Raw genomic sequence first — 16078 nt, 5'->3', positions numbered from 1 at the left:
ACTTAATTGCTTTTTTTAGTTTCTTTAACACTCTTGTTAATTATTCAGGGGTTTCCTGGTCATTATATTGCCAATTTGCTCTACGTTTACTATTCGGCCAAATTTCAGAATGATGGGGTATCTGATGCTGATTAAACTTAAACGTACGCGCACGCATGATGAGGATCGCAATCTGGCGATGTGGTTAGCCACCGCCGCTGGAGTGCTCAATGCGATCGCCCTCGGGGCATTTGGTTTTTTCCCCTCACACATGTCAGGCAATACCTCACAATTATCCAGTGAAGTGTCGAACGTTAATTTCCGCGACATCACCTTTTTAGCTACCATTCTGTTTGCTTTTGTTTGTGGCGCGGTCACCGCCAGAATGGTGGTGATTAGCGGATTGGCCAATGGCAACCGGATTATTTTCTGCCAGATTCTCTGGGTGGAAGGGCTGGCATTAATATTATTATCGCTGTTTGAAATGTTCTTTTATTCATCGGCCAATAATCGCGAAGTTATTGTCATTCTGGGCTTCCTGATGGGCATACATAATTCAACATCAACGCAATTATCCAATGGCCGCGTACGCTCAACCCATATTACCGGCACCTTAACCGATGCCGGGATTTCTCTGGCTTCGGTCATAGCGGCGCTGTTTCGTCGCGATCCGTCGAAAAACGTATCCGGGCAGAAGCGCCAGCTGTGGACGCATCTGACCACCATTTTCTCCTTCCTGATCGGTGGGATTGTCGGTTTGATGATGTTCAAACATCTCGGCTTTAAAGCCATGGCGATGGTTGGTGCCATTCTGTTGATAGTCGCCACGCTGGCGATGGTGAGAACGGTGGTGCGGGTAAAGCGCACGGCGGCATAACCTGGTGATGAAGAGCAAAGCGGCTCCGCTTAAGCCGCTTTGCTAGTGCCAGCTTCAAATAGGAATTTTTACCTTCCGCAGCGTCTGAAAACCCCTTAAATTCACGCCGACGAGCAGTGCCAGTCACAACAGATTGGGTATTTTAACAACAATCAAATAAACACTTTTGCATGCCATAAAATAATGGCAGTGAGGCTTTGTATGCTTTTAAAACGCAGCTGTAAAATTGCTATGGTTATGTTGGTGATGTTTTCGGTGACCGCTTGCGGCATGTCTCATCGTGGCAGAAACACCGCGATTGGTGCCGGTGTCGGTGCCGTAGGCGGTGCGGTATTAACCGGCGGCAGCACCTTCGGCACGCTGGGCGGCGCGGCGATTGGTGGCTTAATCGGACATGAAGTGAGCCGTTAATTTTCTTGCCATTGAGATTCGCTGCCTTATTTAGCGGCAGCGAATCAGAGTTCTGATTATTACCTGCCTTTGAACATCCCCCGGTTATTTTGATTACCCAAAATCCAGACTAAAAATACAAACACGCCAAATCCAACGAGATCGGCGAAGCAGGGCGCGCATTACTGGCCGAGATTAGACGAGCGTTAACTTCTTTGTCATAAATAACACGCTAAAAGTTCTGAATTGTCCTTTACCCAGCGATGGTTCGGCGTATGAAGAGTAAACACTTATCGAGCCGAATTTATTCAATCTATTTTTCAGCGCGGCGAAAGTTGGCAGGCGTCGTTAAGGGCAGGAGGTAAGGTTTGTTGGGCCTGAGTGCGCATTGGCATATCTCATTTAACATAATCATGATTATGCGCACTTAGATTGTAGGTGCTATTTGATAATGTCACTTTTTAGCTAGTTCATAATGTCACCCAGATACGGCGCGTTTGCCACCTTTTCTGGCAGATCTCTGCTGATGCTGGTGACCATGTCGAACAAAGAACTTCACCGTCTTCCCGTGATTCAGGCTGTTATCGAAAAACGCCTGCGTCGTTGTGATGCTGCTTCACAGTTACAGCTTACTGAACGTCAGATTCAGCGGCTGATGAATCGCTATCGCGAGTCCGGCGCTGCCGGGCTGACGAATGCGCGTCGCGGTAAACCTGGCACGCACCGGATTGGTGATGCATTGCGCTGCCAGATACTGACGCTGCTACGCGAAAATTACGTCGGTTTCGCGCCCACACTTGCCGCAAAAACGCTCCAGCCGCGTCACGGTTTTACACCGTTCCGTTTGAGATATTATGCCGCCACCAAACTCTGAACGCGGCACGCTCAACGCCATACGGATTTTTCAGCCGGACATCCTCTCAGTCAGACAACATGAAATTAAAGCAAACCATGGTAAATACCTGATTAATAACCCTAATCCACGCCAAAAGCCCCTTCCGATTTAAATTGACTTCAATCTAATTTATGTCAATATACTTGGCGCCAATGGGAAGGCTTTTATCGTCTGTTTTCCTTTGTGCCTGTCGTAAAAAGAGTGATACGTAATCAGAGTGCTGGGGATCTTCGTGGTTTCTACGGGAGCTGCCCCGGTCGAGAATTAGTGGTGATATGAAAGAGTTAAACGATGAAGTGTGCTGTACAGGCCCAGAAAATGAAGCACCGGTTACCGTCGATCAGTTTCTGTGCTTTGCACTTTATTCCGCATCCCTTGCGATGACTAAACTTTATCAATCAAGACTAAAGCCCCTTGGCCTGACATATCCCCAATATCTGGTGATGCTCGCGCTGTGGGAAAAAGATAATGTCACGGTTTCAGATCTAGGCGCACGCGTTCAGCTCGATTCAGGAACACTCAGCCAATTGTTAAAACGGCTTGAGCAGAGCGGCGTGATCTGCAGAACGCGAGATGTGGGACGCGATGAGCGCAGAGTACTGATTTCTGTTACCGCGCAGGGTCAACAATTGAAAATTGAGGCTGCCGGCGTTCCCGCCGACATGGTGTCAGTGATGGATACACCTTATGAGGAACTGGCGGATTTGACCGTGAGAGTTGCCGAGTTGCGTAAAAAACTTATTAGGGCACTCCCCTGACGGGCTTTGAGCATAGGGAAGTCATTCATTCACCTAACTATTTTGGAACAGGCTGTAATTTTATCAGCTAATGAACTCAGGAGTTTTTATGTCATTTGATAAATCAGAAAATATGGATGACATTCATGCGGTAATAGGTCATGCAGTCTCATGCTTGCTTAAATCCGATCAACCTTTGCAAATTGACCTGATCACCGCGCTTTTGAAACATCATGAAGAACAAGCGCCGATTCAGCTCAAAAGTGGTTATGTTGACGCCATGGGCAAAATCGCGGAAAAGATGAGCTAATAAAAGGCGTTGAGCAATGCGTCGATACCTCACGAGGTGTGCCCTTTGCCCTATTCCTGCTGTTCACTGAATTGGTATTACAATCAACAAAAGCGTTGGCATATGAGTTAAAGCAGAGCCTTAAATCAGTGCTTTTTATCATCCCGAGCATAGTTTTGATGACTAAACGTAGCATCACCGAAATCCCGCTCAATACTCAACTTGTTTGTCCTGACGCTATGGCTTCTTATCTCCGTCAACGCGTATTGACAGGCCGCCTTCTTGTAACTTTCTTCTTCTGTTTCCGCCATAAACTCGAGTTTTGCAATGAGTGCCACAGGCGATATCGCAATGCCATCTTCTAAAAGCGCCAGAAGAGCCTCGCCAATCATTCTGTCTTTCATCAGTTCATCGTAACTTCTATTCATCAAGATCTCTGTATTGTCACTGTTTCCCAGGCATGAGCGCGTTAGCAATGGTGTTGTTCTGTCTCGCAAAATCAACATGCGTTGGTCAGGTTAAGAGAAAAATATTGTTTTGTAAAACTGAATCCGCTGCGACGTGCGGCGGTTGCCGCCTGGTGCAGGAAATACGCTATTTATAGCCTGAATGCCACTTCCAGTTTATCGATATGAGCCTGCCATTCTGCCGGTTTTTTCTTCTGGAAACTTTCCAGGTTAAACAGTTTCCATTTCACTGATGGGAAATCCTGGAAGTTATAAAGCGTCCAGTCAGGTTCCAGACGATTGAAACGCAGAAGAAATGATTTGTCTTCAGGTGTCAGACTCTTGCGTATTATCCTGATGAGCTCGTCTCTCGTATGTTCATAATCTACATAGCTAAATGGAATATTACTCATGCCTATAAACTGGTTTTCAAAGGCACTGCGTTGATCCTGCAAATGAGGATCCAACATTTCATGCATTGGTCGCGTGCTGCTGGCCAAGCCATAAATAAGACCGCGTTTTATCTCATCATTGAAGCCTTCGCTTTCAAGCATCAGTTTTACGTCAAATAAATCGCGCGGATGCTGTCTATCGAGTGCCGCACAGAGCTTACCGCCGTAAAGCTGGGATTTTGATACCACCCGGATCGAACAGAAAGCGTCAAATGTCTCCTGTGCCAGTTCGCACAATGGCATTTTCACTGGCTCGGCGATCAGCCCCCTGCCAACCATGTTGACCTCAAGTTTGATCAGCACATCATTTTCTGTCACCTGCAATTTGCAGACATCTGCCCGGTGCTGAACTTGTATGCTGCCTCTCAGTACCTGAATGTTTCTCTGTACGCGTTGCAATGCCTGATTTATACCTGCCAGACTTTCAGCACGTTCGACAATAGGTACATAGGTAAGGTCGATATCAACCGAAAGCCTTGGCATGTCACGGTAGAACAAATTGATCGCGGTGCCGCCATGCATCGCAAAGCACGCTTCTTTAGCGACTTCCGGCAGCACATCCAGCAGCAGCTGGACTTGTTTTCTGTAGGTATCCTTCATTGGCCTGACTCCAGTTCCTTTGGAATGGTTATCTGATATTTATTACTCAAACTACCGCCTGGAACGATGACTCTTTTACCACTTCCCAGGTTAATATTTTCGGTTTTCAGAAAGCTGAACCAGTCATGACCGGCTTTTTCTGCCATATAGAGGAAGAGCCTTTTTACTTTTATCGACGTGCAGCTTTCAAGCAGCTTTTGCACGGTGAGTGGCCGCAAATTATTTAAGCCCTCCATCAGCTCGAAGACTTCCATCAACGGCTGGTGATCGGGTGCCAGATAAAGGCATTCCATAATGGCTCGAGCCGGGCTCGATACCCTTACTTTGAATGACTTATGCTCCATCTCAATCAGTCCGAGGTTCGGAGGTAGAAAACCCGACGACTTGCAGTCTATTTGCATACTCCAGTCATAACTCTCATACCATTTGGGCAGCTTCTCCCCAGGCGGACCGAAAAGCATCACGCGATTTTCATTCAGGCCTAGATAATGTGATTTGCCCTGGAGAGCAAGTGCCGTTTTGGCAGCAGGATGGATTGCCATTCCCAGCTGTGACTGTAGAGCATAGAGTCCGCCAAGGTAGTCAACTCTGTCGCCCTTGCGTATCACCGCGCCCGTTCCAATTGACTGAAACCACTGGCTTTTACGGTACTGCTTCTGCAACTCCAGGCTGTATCCCTGCTCTATCAGCCACGCGGAGGTAAGCACCACTCCAGCAGGAATGGTGCTCAACAGATGGTTTAATTTTGATGGTTTTAGGGTAGTCATAATACTTTTATAGATTATTTTTCAAACCATAGCAAATTTTTGGTTTGAAAATATAATTATTAAGGTACTAAAGGTACCCTTTAGAAAATTTATTTAAACTATTCATTGGGAATTGGTTTGTGGTAAGGCTAGGTTGGCATATAGCGCTGGAGCGCCGTCATTCATTTAAATCTCGCCCGCCACTCCCTAAGGTGCGCCTTCAGCTACAGTTAACATCATCAACCATTTCAGAACGATGACCTGCATGAGCGCTTCATTAACCACTCACCTGTTCGCCCGTTTGCGGCTACTGATTTCAATTATTGCTGGCGTCATTTGTTATTTTGCACTTCCGGCGCAGTTAGGCATGATGCAGCGCATGTTAATTGGCTGGAATGCTTTGGCGTGGTTATATCTGTTTTTTATCTGGTTTCGCATGTTGCGCACCGAGGGGAAAGATATTCAGCGCATTGCCAAAATACAGGACCAAAGCGCCGCTTTGGTGTTAGGCATGGTGATTTTTGCTTGTATGATCAGTATCGTCGCGATTCTGAGTGAGCTTTCATCCCTGCACACTCTCACGGGAACGCCGCGCGCGCTGCATTTACTGCTGACGGCGATGACGCTGATTGTGTCATGGGCATTACTGCCCAGTTCCTTTGCAATGCACTATGCCCATCATCACTATCTGCATCGCAGCAAAGACGTCACGCCGATGATCTTCCCGGAAAAGCCTGACGATCCCGACTACTGGGATTTTATCTACTTCGCCTTCACCATCGCCGTCGCGTCGCAAACAGCGGATGTTGCTACTGGCACCACGGAAATGCGCAAAATTACGCTGTTGCAATCGGTCATCTCGTTTATCTTCAATCTGGCGATATTGGGGTTATCGGTAAACGTGGGTGCCGGATTGCTGAGTTGAGCCAGCAACAGCAGCGGATTAACGGCGACCTTTAATCACTGACGCTTTCCAGTTGAAATCGCTGACTTCGCTCTCTTTCAACGATTCCGGTTTCTTGCGGCGGGTCGGCGTTTTTTTGGCTTTTTCCGCGATGGCTTTCTCTTTTGCCAGTTTCGTGGTCATAACCTGTTGCCGGGCTTCTGCCGTGAACTCTTTCTCTTTTTTGGCGTCCGGCTCTTTGCCGGTGCGCTGGCGATACTTCTCTACCAATCCGCGCATCACCTCTTCTACCGCCACGCGTTCATTGAGATTGAATTGATCGATGGAAATCATTTTCTTGTCGTTCATAGCGTATCGTCCATTAGTGAATTCGCAGCCACAAGTGTACAGCATTGAGGTGGAATTACCGGCAATGAAGATCGCCCCATTGCCGCTAGCCTGGCTTTCTTGTAACCTTCCCCGTCACCATTTTTAAGGAATTTCTATGAACGATCATCGTTCTAAAGACCCGTTGCACGGCGTAACGCTTGAGATGCAAATCAATGCGCTGGTCGCCCATTATGGCTGGGCTGCACTGGCTAAGCTGATTAATATCAACTGCTTTAAAAGCGATCCCAGCGTTAAATCAAGCCTGAAATTTTTGCGCCGCACGCCGTGGGCACGCGCTGAAGTGGAAGCGCTGTACCTGGATTCACTGAACGATTTCGCCGCTAATAAAAGCGATGATGCCGAGCCCAATCCCTGGACGATGGGTCGCGACAAGTAATTTCAGGCGACAATCCCGCCAACGCTACGTGAAATCTCAGTAATAATCCCCCTGCGCTTTTTCCAGAATTCACGTAGCAGCGTCATTAAACTCACGCACTTTCCCTGCGCGTAATACCACGCAAAACTTCATAACCTTGCCCGCGTCATCACATTTTCCAATGGCTGAGCATATTGTAAGTTTCCATTCTGCATGCCAGTATCGATACATGTATATACATGTATCACCAAGAGATCTCACATCCTACTAACAATAATTCGCCACTCTTAGACGCTTCAGCGAGGAAACTATGTCAGCCGAATCACCTGCAGCAGATTACGCGGGCGCGGATAAACAGCGCCTGTCAGAAACGCGGTCCATTGATTACATTCCACCAGGCGAACGTCACGGCCATCCGTTCAGCCAGTTCACCCTGTGGTTTGGCGGTAACTTGCAAATCACCGCCATTGTGACGGGCGCGCTGGCCGTGGTGTTGGGCGGCGATGTGGTGTGGTCGATTATTGGTTTACTGGTTGGGCAGATTGTTGGTGCAGCGATCATGTCACTGCACGCCATCCAGGGGCCGCGCCTGGGATTACCGCAAATGATCACCAGCCGCATGCAGTTTGGCGTTTATGGTGCGGTGATTCCGTTAGTGCTGGTTTGTATTATGTACGTCGGATTTTCTGCCAGCGGCACGGTGCTGGCCGGCCAGGCGCTGGCTAAACTGATCAATACCAGCAATGCGGCTGGCATGATGCTGTTCAGTGCCATCATTGTGGTGATTGCGGTGCTGGGGTATCGCGTCATTCATAAGCTCGGTAAACTGGCCAGCGTGATTGGCGTCCTCGCCTTTATTTATCTGTTCATCACGCTACTCTCCAGTCATGACTTATCAGCGGTATGGCAAAACCAGCATTTCAGTGTCGCCAATTTCTTACTGGCCGTATCGCTCTCCTCCTCATGGCAGATTGCATTTTGCCCGTACGTCTCTGACTATTCGCGCTATTTACCCGAAAATGTCTCAGCGAAGCAACTGTTCAGCAGCGTGTTCTTCGGCACGGTTTTAGGCACTCAGGCTTCAATGACCTTGGGTGTGATCGTCGCAGCCATAGCGGGTAAGGCTTTTTCAGGGAATGAAGTCGGCTATATCGTCAGTTTAGGCAGCAGCGCGACCATGGCGATGGTGATCTATTTCGCGATCTGTTTTGGCAAGATCACCTTTACTACCCTGAACGCCTACGGCAGCTTTATGTCGCTCACCACCATCGTCTCAGGATTTCGGCAGAAAACCTCGCTCAGCCGCGCGGGTCGTATCCTGTTTGTGGTACTGATGGTGACGATCTCTTGCGTCATTGCGTTGATTAGCGAACCGGCATTTCTTAAATCTTTTACCCATTTCCTGCTGTTTTTGCTGGCCTTTTTCGTACCGTGGAGCGCGATTAGCCTGACGGATTTCTATTTGATCACCAAAGGAAAGGTCGATGTCCCGGCGCTTTCTCAGCCGCACGGTCGCTACGGCCGCTGGAACTGGGCGGGCATTATTGTCTACTTCTGCGGCGTGCTGGTACAGCTGCCGTTTATTGATAACCCGCTGCATCACGGATCATTAACCTGGATCTTCGCGGGGAATGATGTGTCATGGATTATTGGCTGGTTTGTTACTGCACTGCTGTGGCTCATCGCCAGCAAGTTCGATCGTCGCGGCCGACTGATGCAATCTGTTTACCCCAATCAGTGACGTTGTCACCGCAATTGCATTAATGAATGGCGCTCACAAGTGTATTCTGCTGTGAGCGCATTATCATTCCATCGCCCCGCCGCTACACTTTATCCACGCTGCATTTATGGAGAAAAAGATGAACGAGCAATTTGACGGCAATGGTATTTTCCCGAAAGGGCCAAAAAACGACGCATTGGCACAATATTTTACCGGTACCAGCTATCTAAACATGCTGACAACCGAAGGCGTCACGATCGGTAATGTGGTGTTTGAACCGGGTTGCCGTAACAACTGGCATATCCATCATGGGGGTGGCCAGATCTTGCTGGTGACCGGCGGACGCGGTTGGTATCAGGCCTGGAACCAACCGGCGCGTCAGTTAGTGGCTGGCGACGTGGTTAACATTCCTGCGGGATTGAAGCACTGGCATGGCGCCGCAGCGGACAGCTGGTTCGCCCACATTGCCATCGCGGTGCCGGCCGAAGGCGCCTCAAACGAGTGGCTGGAACCTGTTTCTGACGAGCATTATCAGCAGCTTTGATGGGTTAATGATGCCAACCTGGTCGCCATCAATGCCGACCAGGTTGGCATGAACGGCTATTTGTAACTGACTATCGTCACCCAATTCGCATCGCGTCCGGCAGGCGCTTCGCTCACTCGCTTCAGCGCCCCACTTTCTGCATCAATTTCATAGCTACCGATGACCTTACTCTTCTCGCCGCTGGCAATTAACCAGCGTCCATCAGCGGTGATGGCCATGCTGCGCGGCTGCTTCTCCACTTGCCAGCTAGCAATCAGCGTCAGTTTGCCATCGGCGCTATTGACCCGATAGCCGGTAATGGTGCTGCTGGTTCGCTCGCTAACATAGAGAAAACGTCCGTCCGGCGTCAGGCCAATATCGGCCGACCAGATGCGTGGCGTGGTGTCGCTATAACCTGGCGGACGCTCACGGCCATGTTCGAGTTTATATTGCGCGGCGACGGCATTCGGCGTCTCCGCCACTTTTACCAGCTCTCCGCTGGCTTCGCGGCGGAATTGCGTGATAATGCCGCCCATCTCGCCGATGTTGTAGAGATAGCGATTGTCAGGTGAAAGCACTGAATGGCGCGGGCCATTTTCCGCAGCCGTTTTGACGTAACCGTTACCCAACGCAGTTAATTCACCCTGCGCGCTTAGCGTTAGCTGCAGCACGCGATCGGTGCCGAGATTGCCGACATAAGCAGAATTGCCGCTCGCATCCACAATCACTGAATGTGCCGCATGGCCGGTTTTGAAGCTGCCAACCGGCGGCGCAATCATCTTGCCATCGCTGTTAAGCTTATAAACATGCACCACGTCACCGTCGTAAGAGGCGCCGAGCAAAAAGCGGCCCTGTTTATCCGTGCTGATATAAGGATAACTGGCTGCGGCGGTGACGGCGCTGGTTTGGCTCAGATCGCCGGTTTTACTGTCGATGTTCCAGCTCACCAGTTGCAAAGGCTTGCTGCGGATCGCCGCATAAAGGTGTCGATGATCGGCACTCAACGCCATCGGCATCACTTTGCCGCCGGCATGGGTACGACCCAGTAATTGCAGCGCACCGGTTTGCTCATTGAGCGCGTAGCGGGCGATGGTGCCGTCATCCGCTTCCGAAACATAAACAAAGGTTTGTGCCAGTAAAGGCGCACTCGCCATCATTGACGCTATTAGCGTCACCGTAGGTAATAAGGTCTTCATCCTGCTCCTTTAGCGTACCAATGACGGACGTTTGGCGTCGTAGCGCCAGTTATCAATCAAAAACTGCATACCCAGCGCATCGTTACGATTTTTGTCCGGCAGCGCCTGATAAAGCGCATGCGCCTGTTCGAGGCGCTCCATATCCAGCTCAATGCCCAAGCCTGGCCCAGGCGGTAATTCCAGATAACCCTCGCGGATTTGCGGCGGTTGACGCGTCAGCTGCTGGCCATCCTGCCATATCCAGTGCGTATCGAAAGCCGTCTGACGATCGCCCGGCGCGGCGGCACCCAGATGCGCCACCATCGCCAGCGAAATATCAAAGTGATTATTGGAGTGACAGCCGGTGGTCAGCCCCCATTCGTTGCACAGCTGTGCCACTACGTTGGCGTTACGCATCGTCCAGAAGTGCGGATCGGCCAGCGGAATATCAATAGCATTAAGCTGTAACGCGTGATGCAGCTGGCGCCAGTCGTTGGCGATCATGTTGGTGGCGACCGGCACGCCTGTGGCGCGGCGAAACTCAGCCAGCGTTTCCCGCCCGGAATAGCCCTGTTCCGCGCCGCAAGGATCTTCCAGATACGGCACTTTACCCGCCAGCTGTTTGCCAAAGCGGATCGCTTCCTCTAATGACCAGCTGGCATTGGGATCCACCGTCACGCGCGCATCGGGAAAGCGTGCCAGCAGCGCTTCTACCGTTTCAACTTCCACTTCACCGGCCTGCACGCCGCCTTTTAGTTTGAAGTCGCGGAAGCCGTATTGCTCAACCGCGGCTTCGGCTAAACGCACCAGCGCTGCGCTATCCATCGCCGCTTGATGACGCAGGCGGAACCAGCCCTCTTGCTCATCATCTCCCGAGCGATAATTCATCGTGGTGCGCTTGCGATCGGCGATGTAGAACAAATACCCCAGCACCGGAATACGATCGCGCTGTTTGCCGCTGGCGAGCAGATCCGCCACCGGCAGATTAAACAGTTTGCCTTGCAGATCCAGCAGCGCCGCTTCTATCGCTGCGGCAGCATTATAGAACTTCTCCGGATTCATCTGCGGGATATGGATGTCGTTGGTATGCGAGGTTTGTTGCAGACGCGCTTCACTGCTGAATAGCTGGCTCAGCGTGGCGTTGAGGCGCAGCAGCGAACTGCCCTCAATCAGCGGACGGAACTGCTCCAGCAGTTGCAAGGTCGACGCATGACACGGCGTTTCGCCCACGCCGGTATGCCCGGCAGAATCGGTCAATATCACGATAATGCGCGTGAAGTAGCAATTATGGGCGCCGCCGATGTTCAGTAGCATGCTGTCGTAACCGGCAACCGGCACGATGCGCATCGATTTAATGACTGGACTGTCTGACATGGTTTCTCTCCGTGTGACCGAATGCGGGGGGAACGGGTTTGCGACGCAGCAGCAGCCACAGGCCGGTAATCACTGACACACTGGTCAGGGCGTAGAGGCCGCCGGTGGTGCTGCCGGTGTGCATTTCCAGGTAGCCGAATACCGTGGGCGCAAAGAAGCCGCCGAGGTTGCCAATCGAATTGATGAGCGCAATGCCGGGTGCGGCAATCGACGCGGGCAATTCACTTTGCGGCATCGGCCAGAAGAAGGCCGCGCTCACCTTGGAACCAATGCAAGCCACAATCATCGCCACAAAGCCAAACCACGGCGTGCCAAGCGTAGCCATAAAGGTGCCGCATGCGGCAATCAGCATGGCGATGCCGAGTCCTCTATCCAGCTTATCGCGATAGCGATCGGTGGCTTTACCCAGCAGAAACAGCGCAACGATGGCGAACAGCCAGGGAATGGCGGTCAGCAGCCCGGTTTCGAAACTGTTGAAGCCCTGAATGCGTTGAATGATTTGCGGCAACCAGAACACCAGGGTGTAACCGGTCATGGTCATAGTGAAGAAGATCAGGCAGTAGGTGAGCAAACTGCGGTCGGCGATCAATCCCCAGCGACCGTGGCTAACGGCATGCTCTTCGCGGGCATCATCCTCAAGCGCCAACTGCTGCGCCAGCGCCTGTTTTTCCGCTTCGCTGAGCCATTTTGCCCCTTGCGGTTTTGATACCAGCACAAAGGCAGCCAGCAAGCCGATCACTATCGATCCGCCGCCTTCCATAAACATCACCCATTTCCAACCGGCGATCCCGCCGACATCATGCATCATCAGGATCGCGCCGGTAAGCGGACCGGAAAACAGAAAGGCGCTGGCCGTGGCGCTCAGCACCATCGCCGTGGCGCGGCCTCGCCAGGCGTTAGGCACCCATTGACGAAAATAGAACAGCACGCCGGGAAAGAAGCCAGCTTCCGCCACGCCCAGCAGAAAACGCAGCAGATAGAAATGCAGCGGCGTACTAACGAAACCGGTCAGCACCACCACCATGCCCCATGTAATCATGATGCGCGTGAGCCACACGCGTGCGCCGAGCTTCTTCAGCATCATATTGCTCGGCACTTCAAACAGCGCATAGCCGATGAAGAACAGCCCGGCACCTAAACCGAAAGCCGCAGCACTGATGCCCGCATCGGTTTGCAGTTCAGCTTTCACAAAACCGATATTGGCGCGGTCGATCTGGTTAACGATCAGCATCAGCGCCAGCATCGGAATGATGCGGCGGAAAAACTTGCCGATGGCGGAGGCGATAAGCGCCTGATGATCGGGGGATAATGGATATTGTTGTTGTGTCATGCGTCACCTGTAGGGATTAAAACACCGTATAGGTATACGCAGCAGAGTTAACGCACGGGTATGGGATATTGCCCGAGACCGCTTAGGCAAATGCCCTACGATTGTTAAAATTCATATGGTTATGTTAATTTCCAACGTAAAGTTTTGTCGCGCTTTGTGCGCTGGCTCAACATCGGCTTTAAAAACAGATGTTGAGCCAGCGCACAAACCTCCCTATTCCTCAACTACACTTGCCTCACGTGAAAACGCTAATAGAGGTAAAAATGTCGCAATCCAATCAACGTAACCAGGCCTGGCTTTTAGCCTCACGCCCTGAAGGCGAACCGGTAAAAGAGAATTTTCGCCTGGTTGAGCAGCCGATTCCTGAACTGAAGGATGGCGAGATCCTGCTGCGCACGCTGTACTTATCGCTTGATCCGTACATGCGCGGGCGCATGGATGACAGCAAATCCTACGCCGCACCGGCTGAGCTCGATCAGCCCATGGTAGGCGGCACGGTAAGCGAAGTTGCTGCATCCAAACATGCCGATTTTAAGCAAGGCGATCGGGTTCTCGCGCAAAGCGGCTGGCAAAGCTATGCGGTGTCAGACGGCACTGGCGTCGCGAAACTGGGCGATCTGCCCCATCCTTCCTGGGCGCTGGGTATTCTCGGCATGCCGGGCTTCACCGCCTATATGGGATTGATGGATATCGGCCAGCCGAAAGAAGGCGAAACCCTGGTAGTCGCGGCGGCCACCGGCCCGGTGGGAGCAACCGTTGGTCAGTTGGGTAAACTCAAGGGCTGTCATGTCGTGGGCGTCGCGGGTGGTGAAGAGAAGTGTCGCTACGCCATTGAGAAGCTCGGTTTTTCCGCCTGCATCGATCATCATCGTGACGATTTTGCACAACAGCTGGCGGCGGCCTGCCCGGACGGTATCGATATCTACTTCGAGAATGTCGGCGGCAAAGTGTTTGATGCGGTATTCCCGCTGCTGAATACCGCCGCGCGCGTGCCGGTGTGCGGCCTGGTTTCTGGCTACAGCAGTCGCGAATTGCCGCCAGGCCCGGATCGCACGCCACAAATTATGGGCGGCATTCTTAAGCGCCGGATTCGCATGCAGGGCTTTATCATCTTCCAGGATTACGGCGATCGTTATCCGGAATTCCTTAAGGCGATGACACCGCTGGTGGAGCAGCAAAAAATCCACTATCGCGAACATATGATCGACGGATTAGAAAACGCGCCGCAGGCGTTTTTCGATATGTTGCAAGGCAAAAACTTCGGTAAAACCGTGGTGAAAGTCGCACAGTAACGCGTTGTGTAAACGCCATTTTTCACTTTGCATAGCGGCAATTGAGATTTGGCGGTTGCTGAGCGCATGAGAAGATATTTTCCCTACATCGCCATTAATGGGAGTTCTCATGTCGCTCAGTCAAACCCCGCTTCTGAAAGTCAATTCCCAGCAGGCTGAAGCACCAGCTCCGGAAGTATTACCACGTCGGCAATTATTACCTGAATGGCACCCCACCGCCGCGTCATGCCTGGAGCTAACGGCGGCGAAAGCGCGCCGCTGGATGGTCAGCCGTGAGTCGCGGCTGGCCAAACAGGCGCTCGCGCAGCGTTACCGCCTGGGGTGGCGTAACACGCACCCGTCCCCGGCTGCGCAGCACCGGCATCACATGCTGGATAAAATCCTCAAAGCTACCGGGACTGATCGCCCAGGCAAGATTAAATCCATCCACACCCGACTCCACGGCAAACTGCTCCAGCTGATCGGCGATGCTTGCCGGGCCGCCAATCAGCAGCGGATGTAAACCGCCAATGCCGATGTAGCGCGCTGCATCACGCAGCGTCCAGAGTTTCTGATCGTCAATGCGCGTCAAACTGGCTAAGGCGGAACGGCAGGCATCGGTTTCACGAAACGCCAACGGGGTGTCCAAATCTTCTAACGACCAGTCGATGCCGGTCCAGGCGGAGAACAGCGCTAACGCCGCCTCTTCGCTGATGTAGTGCTGATAATCACGATACTTCGCGTGCGCGGCCTCATCACTCTCCGCGGTGATGACCGTAATGGCCGTAACAAAGCGCAGCGATGCCGCTTCACGCCCTTCAGCCGCGGCTAACTGGCGGATGCGTTGGATATCCTGCGCGATCGCCTGTGGCGTGATGCCACCGAGAAAGATCACCTCCGCATTACGAGCGGCGAACTGCGCTCCACGACTTGAGGTTCCGGCCTGAAACAGCACCGGCGTGCGCTGCGGGCTCGGTTCACTCAGGTGCGCATCCGGCACCTGGTACCAGCGGCCAGTATGTTGAATGGCATGCACTTTGGCCGGATCGCTATAAACACTGTTTTGTTTATCGCGCCGTACCGCATCCTCCTCCCATGATCCTTCCCAGAGTTTGCCGGTGACATCGAGAAACTCCTGCGCGCGATCGTAGCGTTCATCGTGCGGAATCTGCTGTGTCAGTCCCAGATTGCGCGCCGCTGAATCGAGCATGGAGGTCACCACATTCCAGGCGATACGCCCGTTGCTCAGATGATCGAGCGTGGTGAACTTACGCGCCAGCAGGTATGGCTGTTCATAGGTGGTAGAGACGGTGATGCCAAAGCCCAGATGCTGCGTCACTGCCGCCATGGCTGAAACCAGCAACAGCGGATCGTTCACCGGCATTTGCGTCGCCAGACGCAGCGCCGCATCCGGTTTGTGTTGCCAAACATCAAGTTGGCCGAGGGCATCAGCAATAAACAGTGCATCAAATCCGGCGCGATCCAGCTGCTGGGCAATGTTCGTCCAGTAACCTAGCTCAGTGTATCGATGGGCCTGATCCTGCGGATGTCGCCACAGGCCAGCGCAGAGGTGGCCCGGCACGTTCATCATAAAACCAAACAGCAAAAACGGCGCGTCGCTCATT

General features: G+C 52.1%; 17 protein-coding genes and 1 pseudogene. 10 read left to right on the top strand and 8 right to left on the bottom strand.

Annotation, left to right across the window (positions count from 1 at the left end; translation table 11 throughout):
- Positions 1-124 precede the first annotated feature (124 nt).
- From WH298_RS19290 to WH298_RS19270, 5 genes and pseudogenes are all read left to right on the top strand, one after another.
- Positions 125-856, top strand: coding sequence for a YoaK family protein (locus WH298_RS19290; protein ID WP_036620629.1), 732 nt, complete (start codon positions 125-127; stop codon positions 854-856).
- A 201-nt stretch (positions 857-1057) separates the two neighbouring features.
- Entirely contained in the window at positions 1058-1267 is a 210-nt protein-coding gene (locus WH298_RS19285; protein ID WP_007888377.1) for a glycine zipper 2TM domain-containing protein, read from the top strand.
- A 517-nt stretch (positions 1268-1784) separates the two neighbouring features.
- Positions 1785-2072: pseudogene (locus tag WH298_RS19280) on the top strand (helix-turn-helix domain-containing protein); the annotation flags it as partial.
- 344 nt (positions 2073-2416) lie between these two features.
- Complete coding sequence (locus tag WH298_RS19275; RefSeq protein WP_049853489.1) at positions 2417-2899, top strand: MarR family winged helix-turn-helix transcriptional regulator; 483 nt, start codon at positions 2417-2419, stop codon at positions 2897-2899.
- 88 nt (positions 2900-2987) lie between these two features.
- Positions 2988-3188, top strand: a complete 201-nt coding sequence (locus tag WH298_RS19270) for a hypothetical protein (RefSeq protein ID WP_180823614.1) — start codon at positions 2988-2990, stop codon at positions 3186-3188.
- 125 nt (positions 3189-3313) lie between these two features.
- On the opposite strand, the gene WH298_RS19265 is transcribed toward WH298_RS19270, so the two are convergent.
- The 3 genes from WH298_RS19265 to WH298_RS19255 form a co-directional block, all read right to left on the bottom strand.
- Complete coding sequence (locus WH298_RS19265; protein WP_049853491.1) at positions 3314-3595, bottom strand: hypothetical protein; 282 nt, start codon at positions 3593-3595, stop codon at positions 3314-3316.
- A 170-nt stretch (positions 3596-3765) separates the two neighbouring features.
- The gene (locus tag WH298_RS19260) at positions 3766-4665 is read right to left on the bottom strand and encodes a nucleotidyl transferase AbiEii/AbiGii toxin family protein (protein WP_180823613.1); all 900 of its coding nucleotides are present in this window, start codon (positions 4663-4665) and stop codon (positions 3766-3768) included.
- Complete coding sequence (locus WH298_RS19255) at positions 4662-5432, bottom strand: type IV toxin-antitoxin system AbiEi family antitoxin (RefSeq protein ID WP_180823612.1); 771 nt, start codon at positions 5430-5432, stop codon at positions 4662-4664. Before WH298_RS19255 ends, WH298_RS19260 begins: the two co-directional genes overlap by 4 nt.
- Before the next feature lie 244 nt (positions 5433-5676).
- Here WH298_RS19255 and WH298_RS19250 point away from each other — a divergent pair, with 244 nt between their 5' ends.
- The gene (locus WH298_RS19250; RefSeq protein ID WP_180823611.1) at positions 5677-6336 is read left to right on the top strand and encodes a DUF1345 domain-containing protein; all 660 of its coding nucleotides are present in this window, start codon (positions 5677-5679) and stop codon (positions 6334-6336) included.
- Positions 6337-6354: 18 nt separating this feature from the next.
- On the opposite strand, the gene WH298_RS19245 is transcribed toward WH298_RS19250, so the two are convergent.
- The gene (locus tag WH298_RS19245; protein ID WP_007888365.1) at positions 6355-6663 is read right to left on the bottom strand and encodes a hypothetical protein; all 309 of its coding nucleotides are present in this window, start codon (positions 6661-6663) and stop codon (positions 6355-6357) included.
- A gap of 136 nt (positions 6664-6799) precedes the next feature.
- On the opposite strand from WH298_RS19245, the gene WH298_RS19240 reads away from it, so the two are divergent.
- The 3 genes from WH298_RS19240 to WH298_RS19230 all read left to right on the top strand — a co-directional run bounded on the left by WH298_RS19240 (position 6800) and on the right by WH298_RS19230 (position 9324).
- Positions 6800-7081 (top strand): VF530 family protein, encoded by a 282-nt coding sequence (locus WH298_RS19240; RefSeq protein WP_180823610.1) that lies wholly within the window; start codon positions 6800-6802, stop codon positions 7079-7081.
- Between the two features lie 289 nt (positions 7082-7370).
- The gene (locus WH298_RS19235) at positions 7371-8801 is read left to right on the top strand and encodes a purine-cytosine permease family protein (protein ID WP_180823609.1); all 1431 of its coding nucleotides are present in this window, start codon (positions 7371-7373) and stop codon (positions 8799-8801) included.
- A 118-nt stretch (positions 8802-8919) separates the two neighbouring features.
- On the top strand, positions 8920-9324 hold the full coding sequence (locus tag WH298_RS19230) for a cupin domain-containing protein (protein ID WP_049853497.1): 405 nt from the start codon (positions 8920-8922) through the stop codon (positions 9322-9324).
- A gap of 56 nt (positions 9325-9380) precedes the next feature.
- On the opposite strand, the gene WH298_RS19225 is transcribed toward WH298_RS19230, so the two are convergent.
- Genes WH298_RS19225 through WH298_RS19215 form a run of 3 tightly spaced genes read right to left on the bottom strand, consistent with a single transcriptional unit; the run spans position 9381 to position 13182 of the window.
- Positions 9381-10499 (bottom strand): lactonase family protein, encoded by a 1119-nt coding sequence (locus WH298_RS19225; protein ID WP_180823608.1) that lies wholly within the window; start codon positions 10497-10499, stop codon positions 9381-9383.
- Between the two features lie 9 nt (positions 10500-10508).
- On the bottom strand, positions 10509-11852 hold the full coding sequence (locus WH298_RS19220) for an enolase C-terminal domain-like protein (protein WP_180823607.1): 1344 nt from the start codon (positions 11850-11852) through the stop codon (positions 10509-10511).
- Positions 11830-13182, bottom strand: a complete 1353-nt coding sequence (locus WH298_RS19215; protein ID WP_180823606.1) for an MFS transporter — start codon at positions 13180-13182, stop codon at positions 11830-11832. Before WH298_RS19215 ends, WH298_RS19220 begins: the two co-directional genes overlap by 23 nt.
- Positions 13183-13445: 263 nt before the next feature.
- Here WH298_RS19215 and WH298_RS19210 point away from each other — a divergent pair, with 263 nt between their 5' ends.
- The gene (locus tag WH298_RS19210) at positions 13446-14474 is read left to right on the top strand and encodes an NADP-dependent oxidoreductase (protein WP_049853501.1); all 1029 of its coding nucleotides are present in this window, start codon (positions 13446-13448) and stop codon (positions 14472-14474) included.
- A gap of 235 nt (positions 14475-14709) precedes the next feature.
- On the opposite strand, the gene WH298_RS19205 is transcribed toward WH298_RS19210, so the two are convergent.
- A complete protein-coding gene (locus WH298_RS19205; RefSeq protein WP_180823605.1) occupies positions 14710-16077 on the bottom strand; it encodes an LLM class flavin-dependent oxidoreductase in 1368 nt (455 codons plus the stop codon).
- Between the last annotated feature and the right edge of the window lies 1 nt (position 16078).

It is taken from the genome of Pantoea nemavictus (genome assembly GCF_037479095.1).
GTDB classification, from domain to species: domain Bacteria; phylum Pseudomonadota; class Gammaproteobacteria; order Enterobacterales; family Enterobacteriaceae; genus Pantoea; species Pantoea nemavictus.
The sequence above is the reverse complement of the archived record's forward strand: the minus strand, read 5'-3'. Positions and strand labels throughout refer to the sequence as shown.

Bases quoted from the DNA above. Each gene is read 5' to 3' on its own strand.
- WH298_RS19290 (WP_036620629.1), top strand. From the start codon at position 125: ATGCTGATTAAACTTAAACGTACGCGCACGCATGATGAGGATCGCAAT.
- WH298_RS19285 (WP_007888377.1), top strand. From the start codon at position 1,058: ATGCTTTTAAAACGCAGCTGTAAAATTGCTATGGTTATGTTGGTGATG.
- WH298_RS19275 (WP_049853489.1), top strand. From the start codon at position 2,417: ATGAAAGAGTTAAACGATGAAGTGTGCTGTACAGGCCCAGAAAATGAA.
- WH298_RS19270 (WP_180823614.1), top strand. From the start codon at position 2,988: ATGTCATTTGATAAATCAGAAAATATGGATGACATTCATGCGGTAATA.
- WH298_RS19265 (WP_049853491.1), bottom strand. From the start codon at position 3,595: ATGAATAGAAGTTACGATGAACTGATGAAAGACAGAATGATTGGCGAG.
- WH298_RS19260 (WP_180823613.1), bottom strand. From the start codon at position 4,665: ATGAAGGATACCTACAGAAAACAAGTCCAGCTGCTGCTGGATGTGCTG.
- WH298_RS19255 (WP_180823612.1), bottom strand. From the start codon at position 5,432: ATGACTACCCTAAAACCATCAAAATTAAACCATCTGTTGAGCACCATT.
- WH298_RS19250 (WP_180823611.1), top strand. From the start codon at position 5,677: ATGAGCGCTTCATTAACCACTCACCTGTTCGCCCGTTTGCGGCTACTG.
- WH298_RS19245 (WP_007888365.1), bottom strand. From the start codon at position 6,663: ATGAACGACAAGAAAATGATTTCCATCGATCAATTCAATCTCAATGAA.
- WH298_RS19240 (WP_180823610.1), top strand. From the start codon at position 6,800: ATGAACGATCATCGTTCTAAAGACCCGTTGCACGGCGTAACGCTTGAG.
- WH298_RS19235 (WP_180823609.1), top strand. From the start codon at position 7,371: ATGTCAGCCGAATCACCTGCAGCAGATTACGCGGGCGCGGATAAACAG.
- WH298_RS19230 (WP_049853497.1), top strand. From the start codon at position 8,920: ATGAACGAGCAATTTGACGGCAATGGTATTTTCCCGAAAGGGCCAAAA.
- WH298_RS19225 (WP_180823608.1), bottom strand. From the start codon at position 10,499: ATGAAGACCTTATTACCTACGGTGACGCTAATAGCGTCAATGATGGCG.
- WH298_RS19220 (WP_180823607.1), bottom strand. From the start codon at position 11,852: ATGTCAGACAGTCCAGTCATTAAATCGATGCGCATCGTGCCGGTTGCC.
- WH298_RS19215 (WP_180823606.1), bottom strand. From the start codon at position 13,182: ATGACACAACAACAATATCCATTATCCCCCGATCATCAGGCGCTTATC.
- WH298_RS19210 (WP_049853501.1), top strand. From the start codon at position 13,446: ATGTCGCAATCCAATCAACGTAACCAGGCCTGGCTTTTAGCCTCACGC.
- WH298_RS19205 (WP_180823605.1), bottom strand. From the start codon at position 16,077: ATGAGCGACGCGCCGTTTTTGCTGTTTGGTTTTATGATGAACGTGCCG.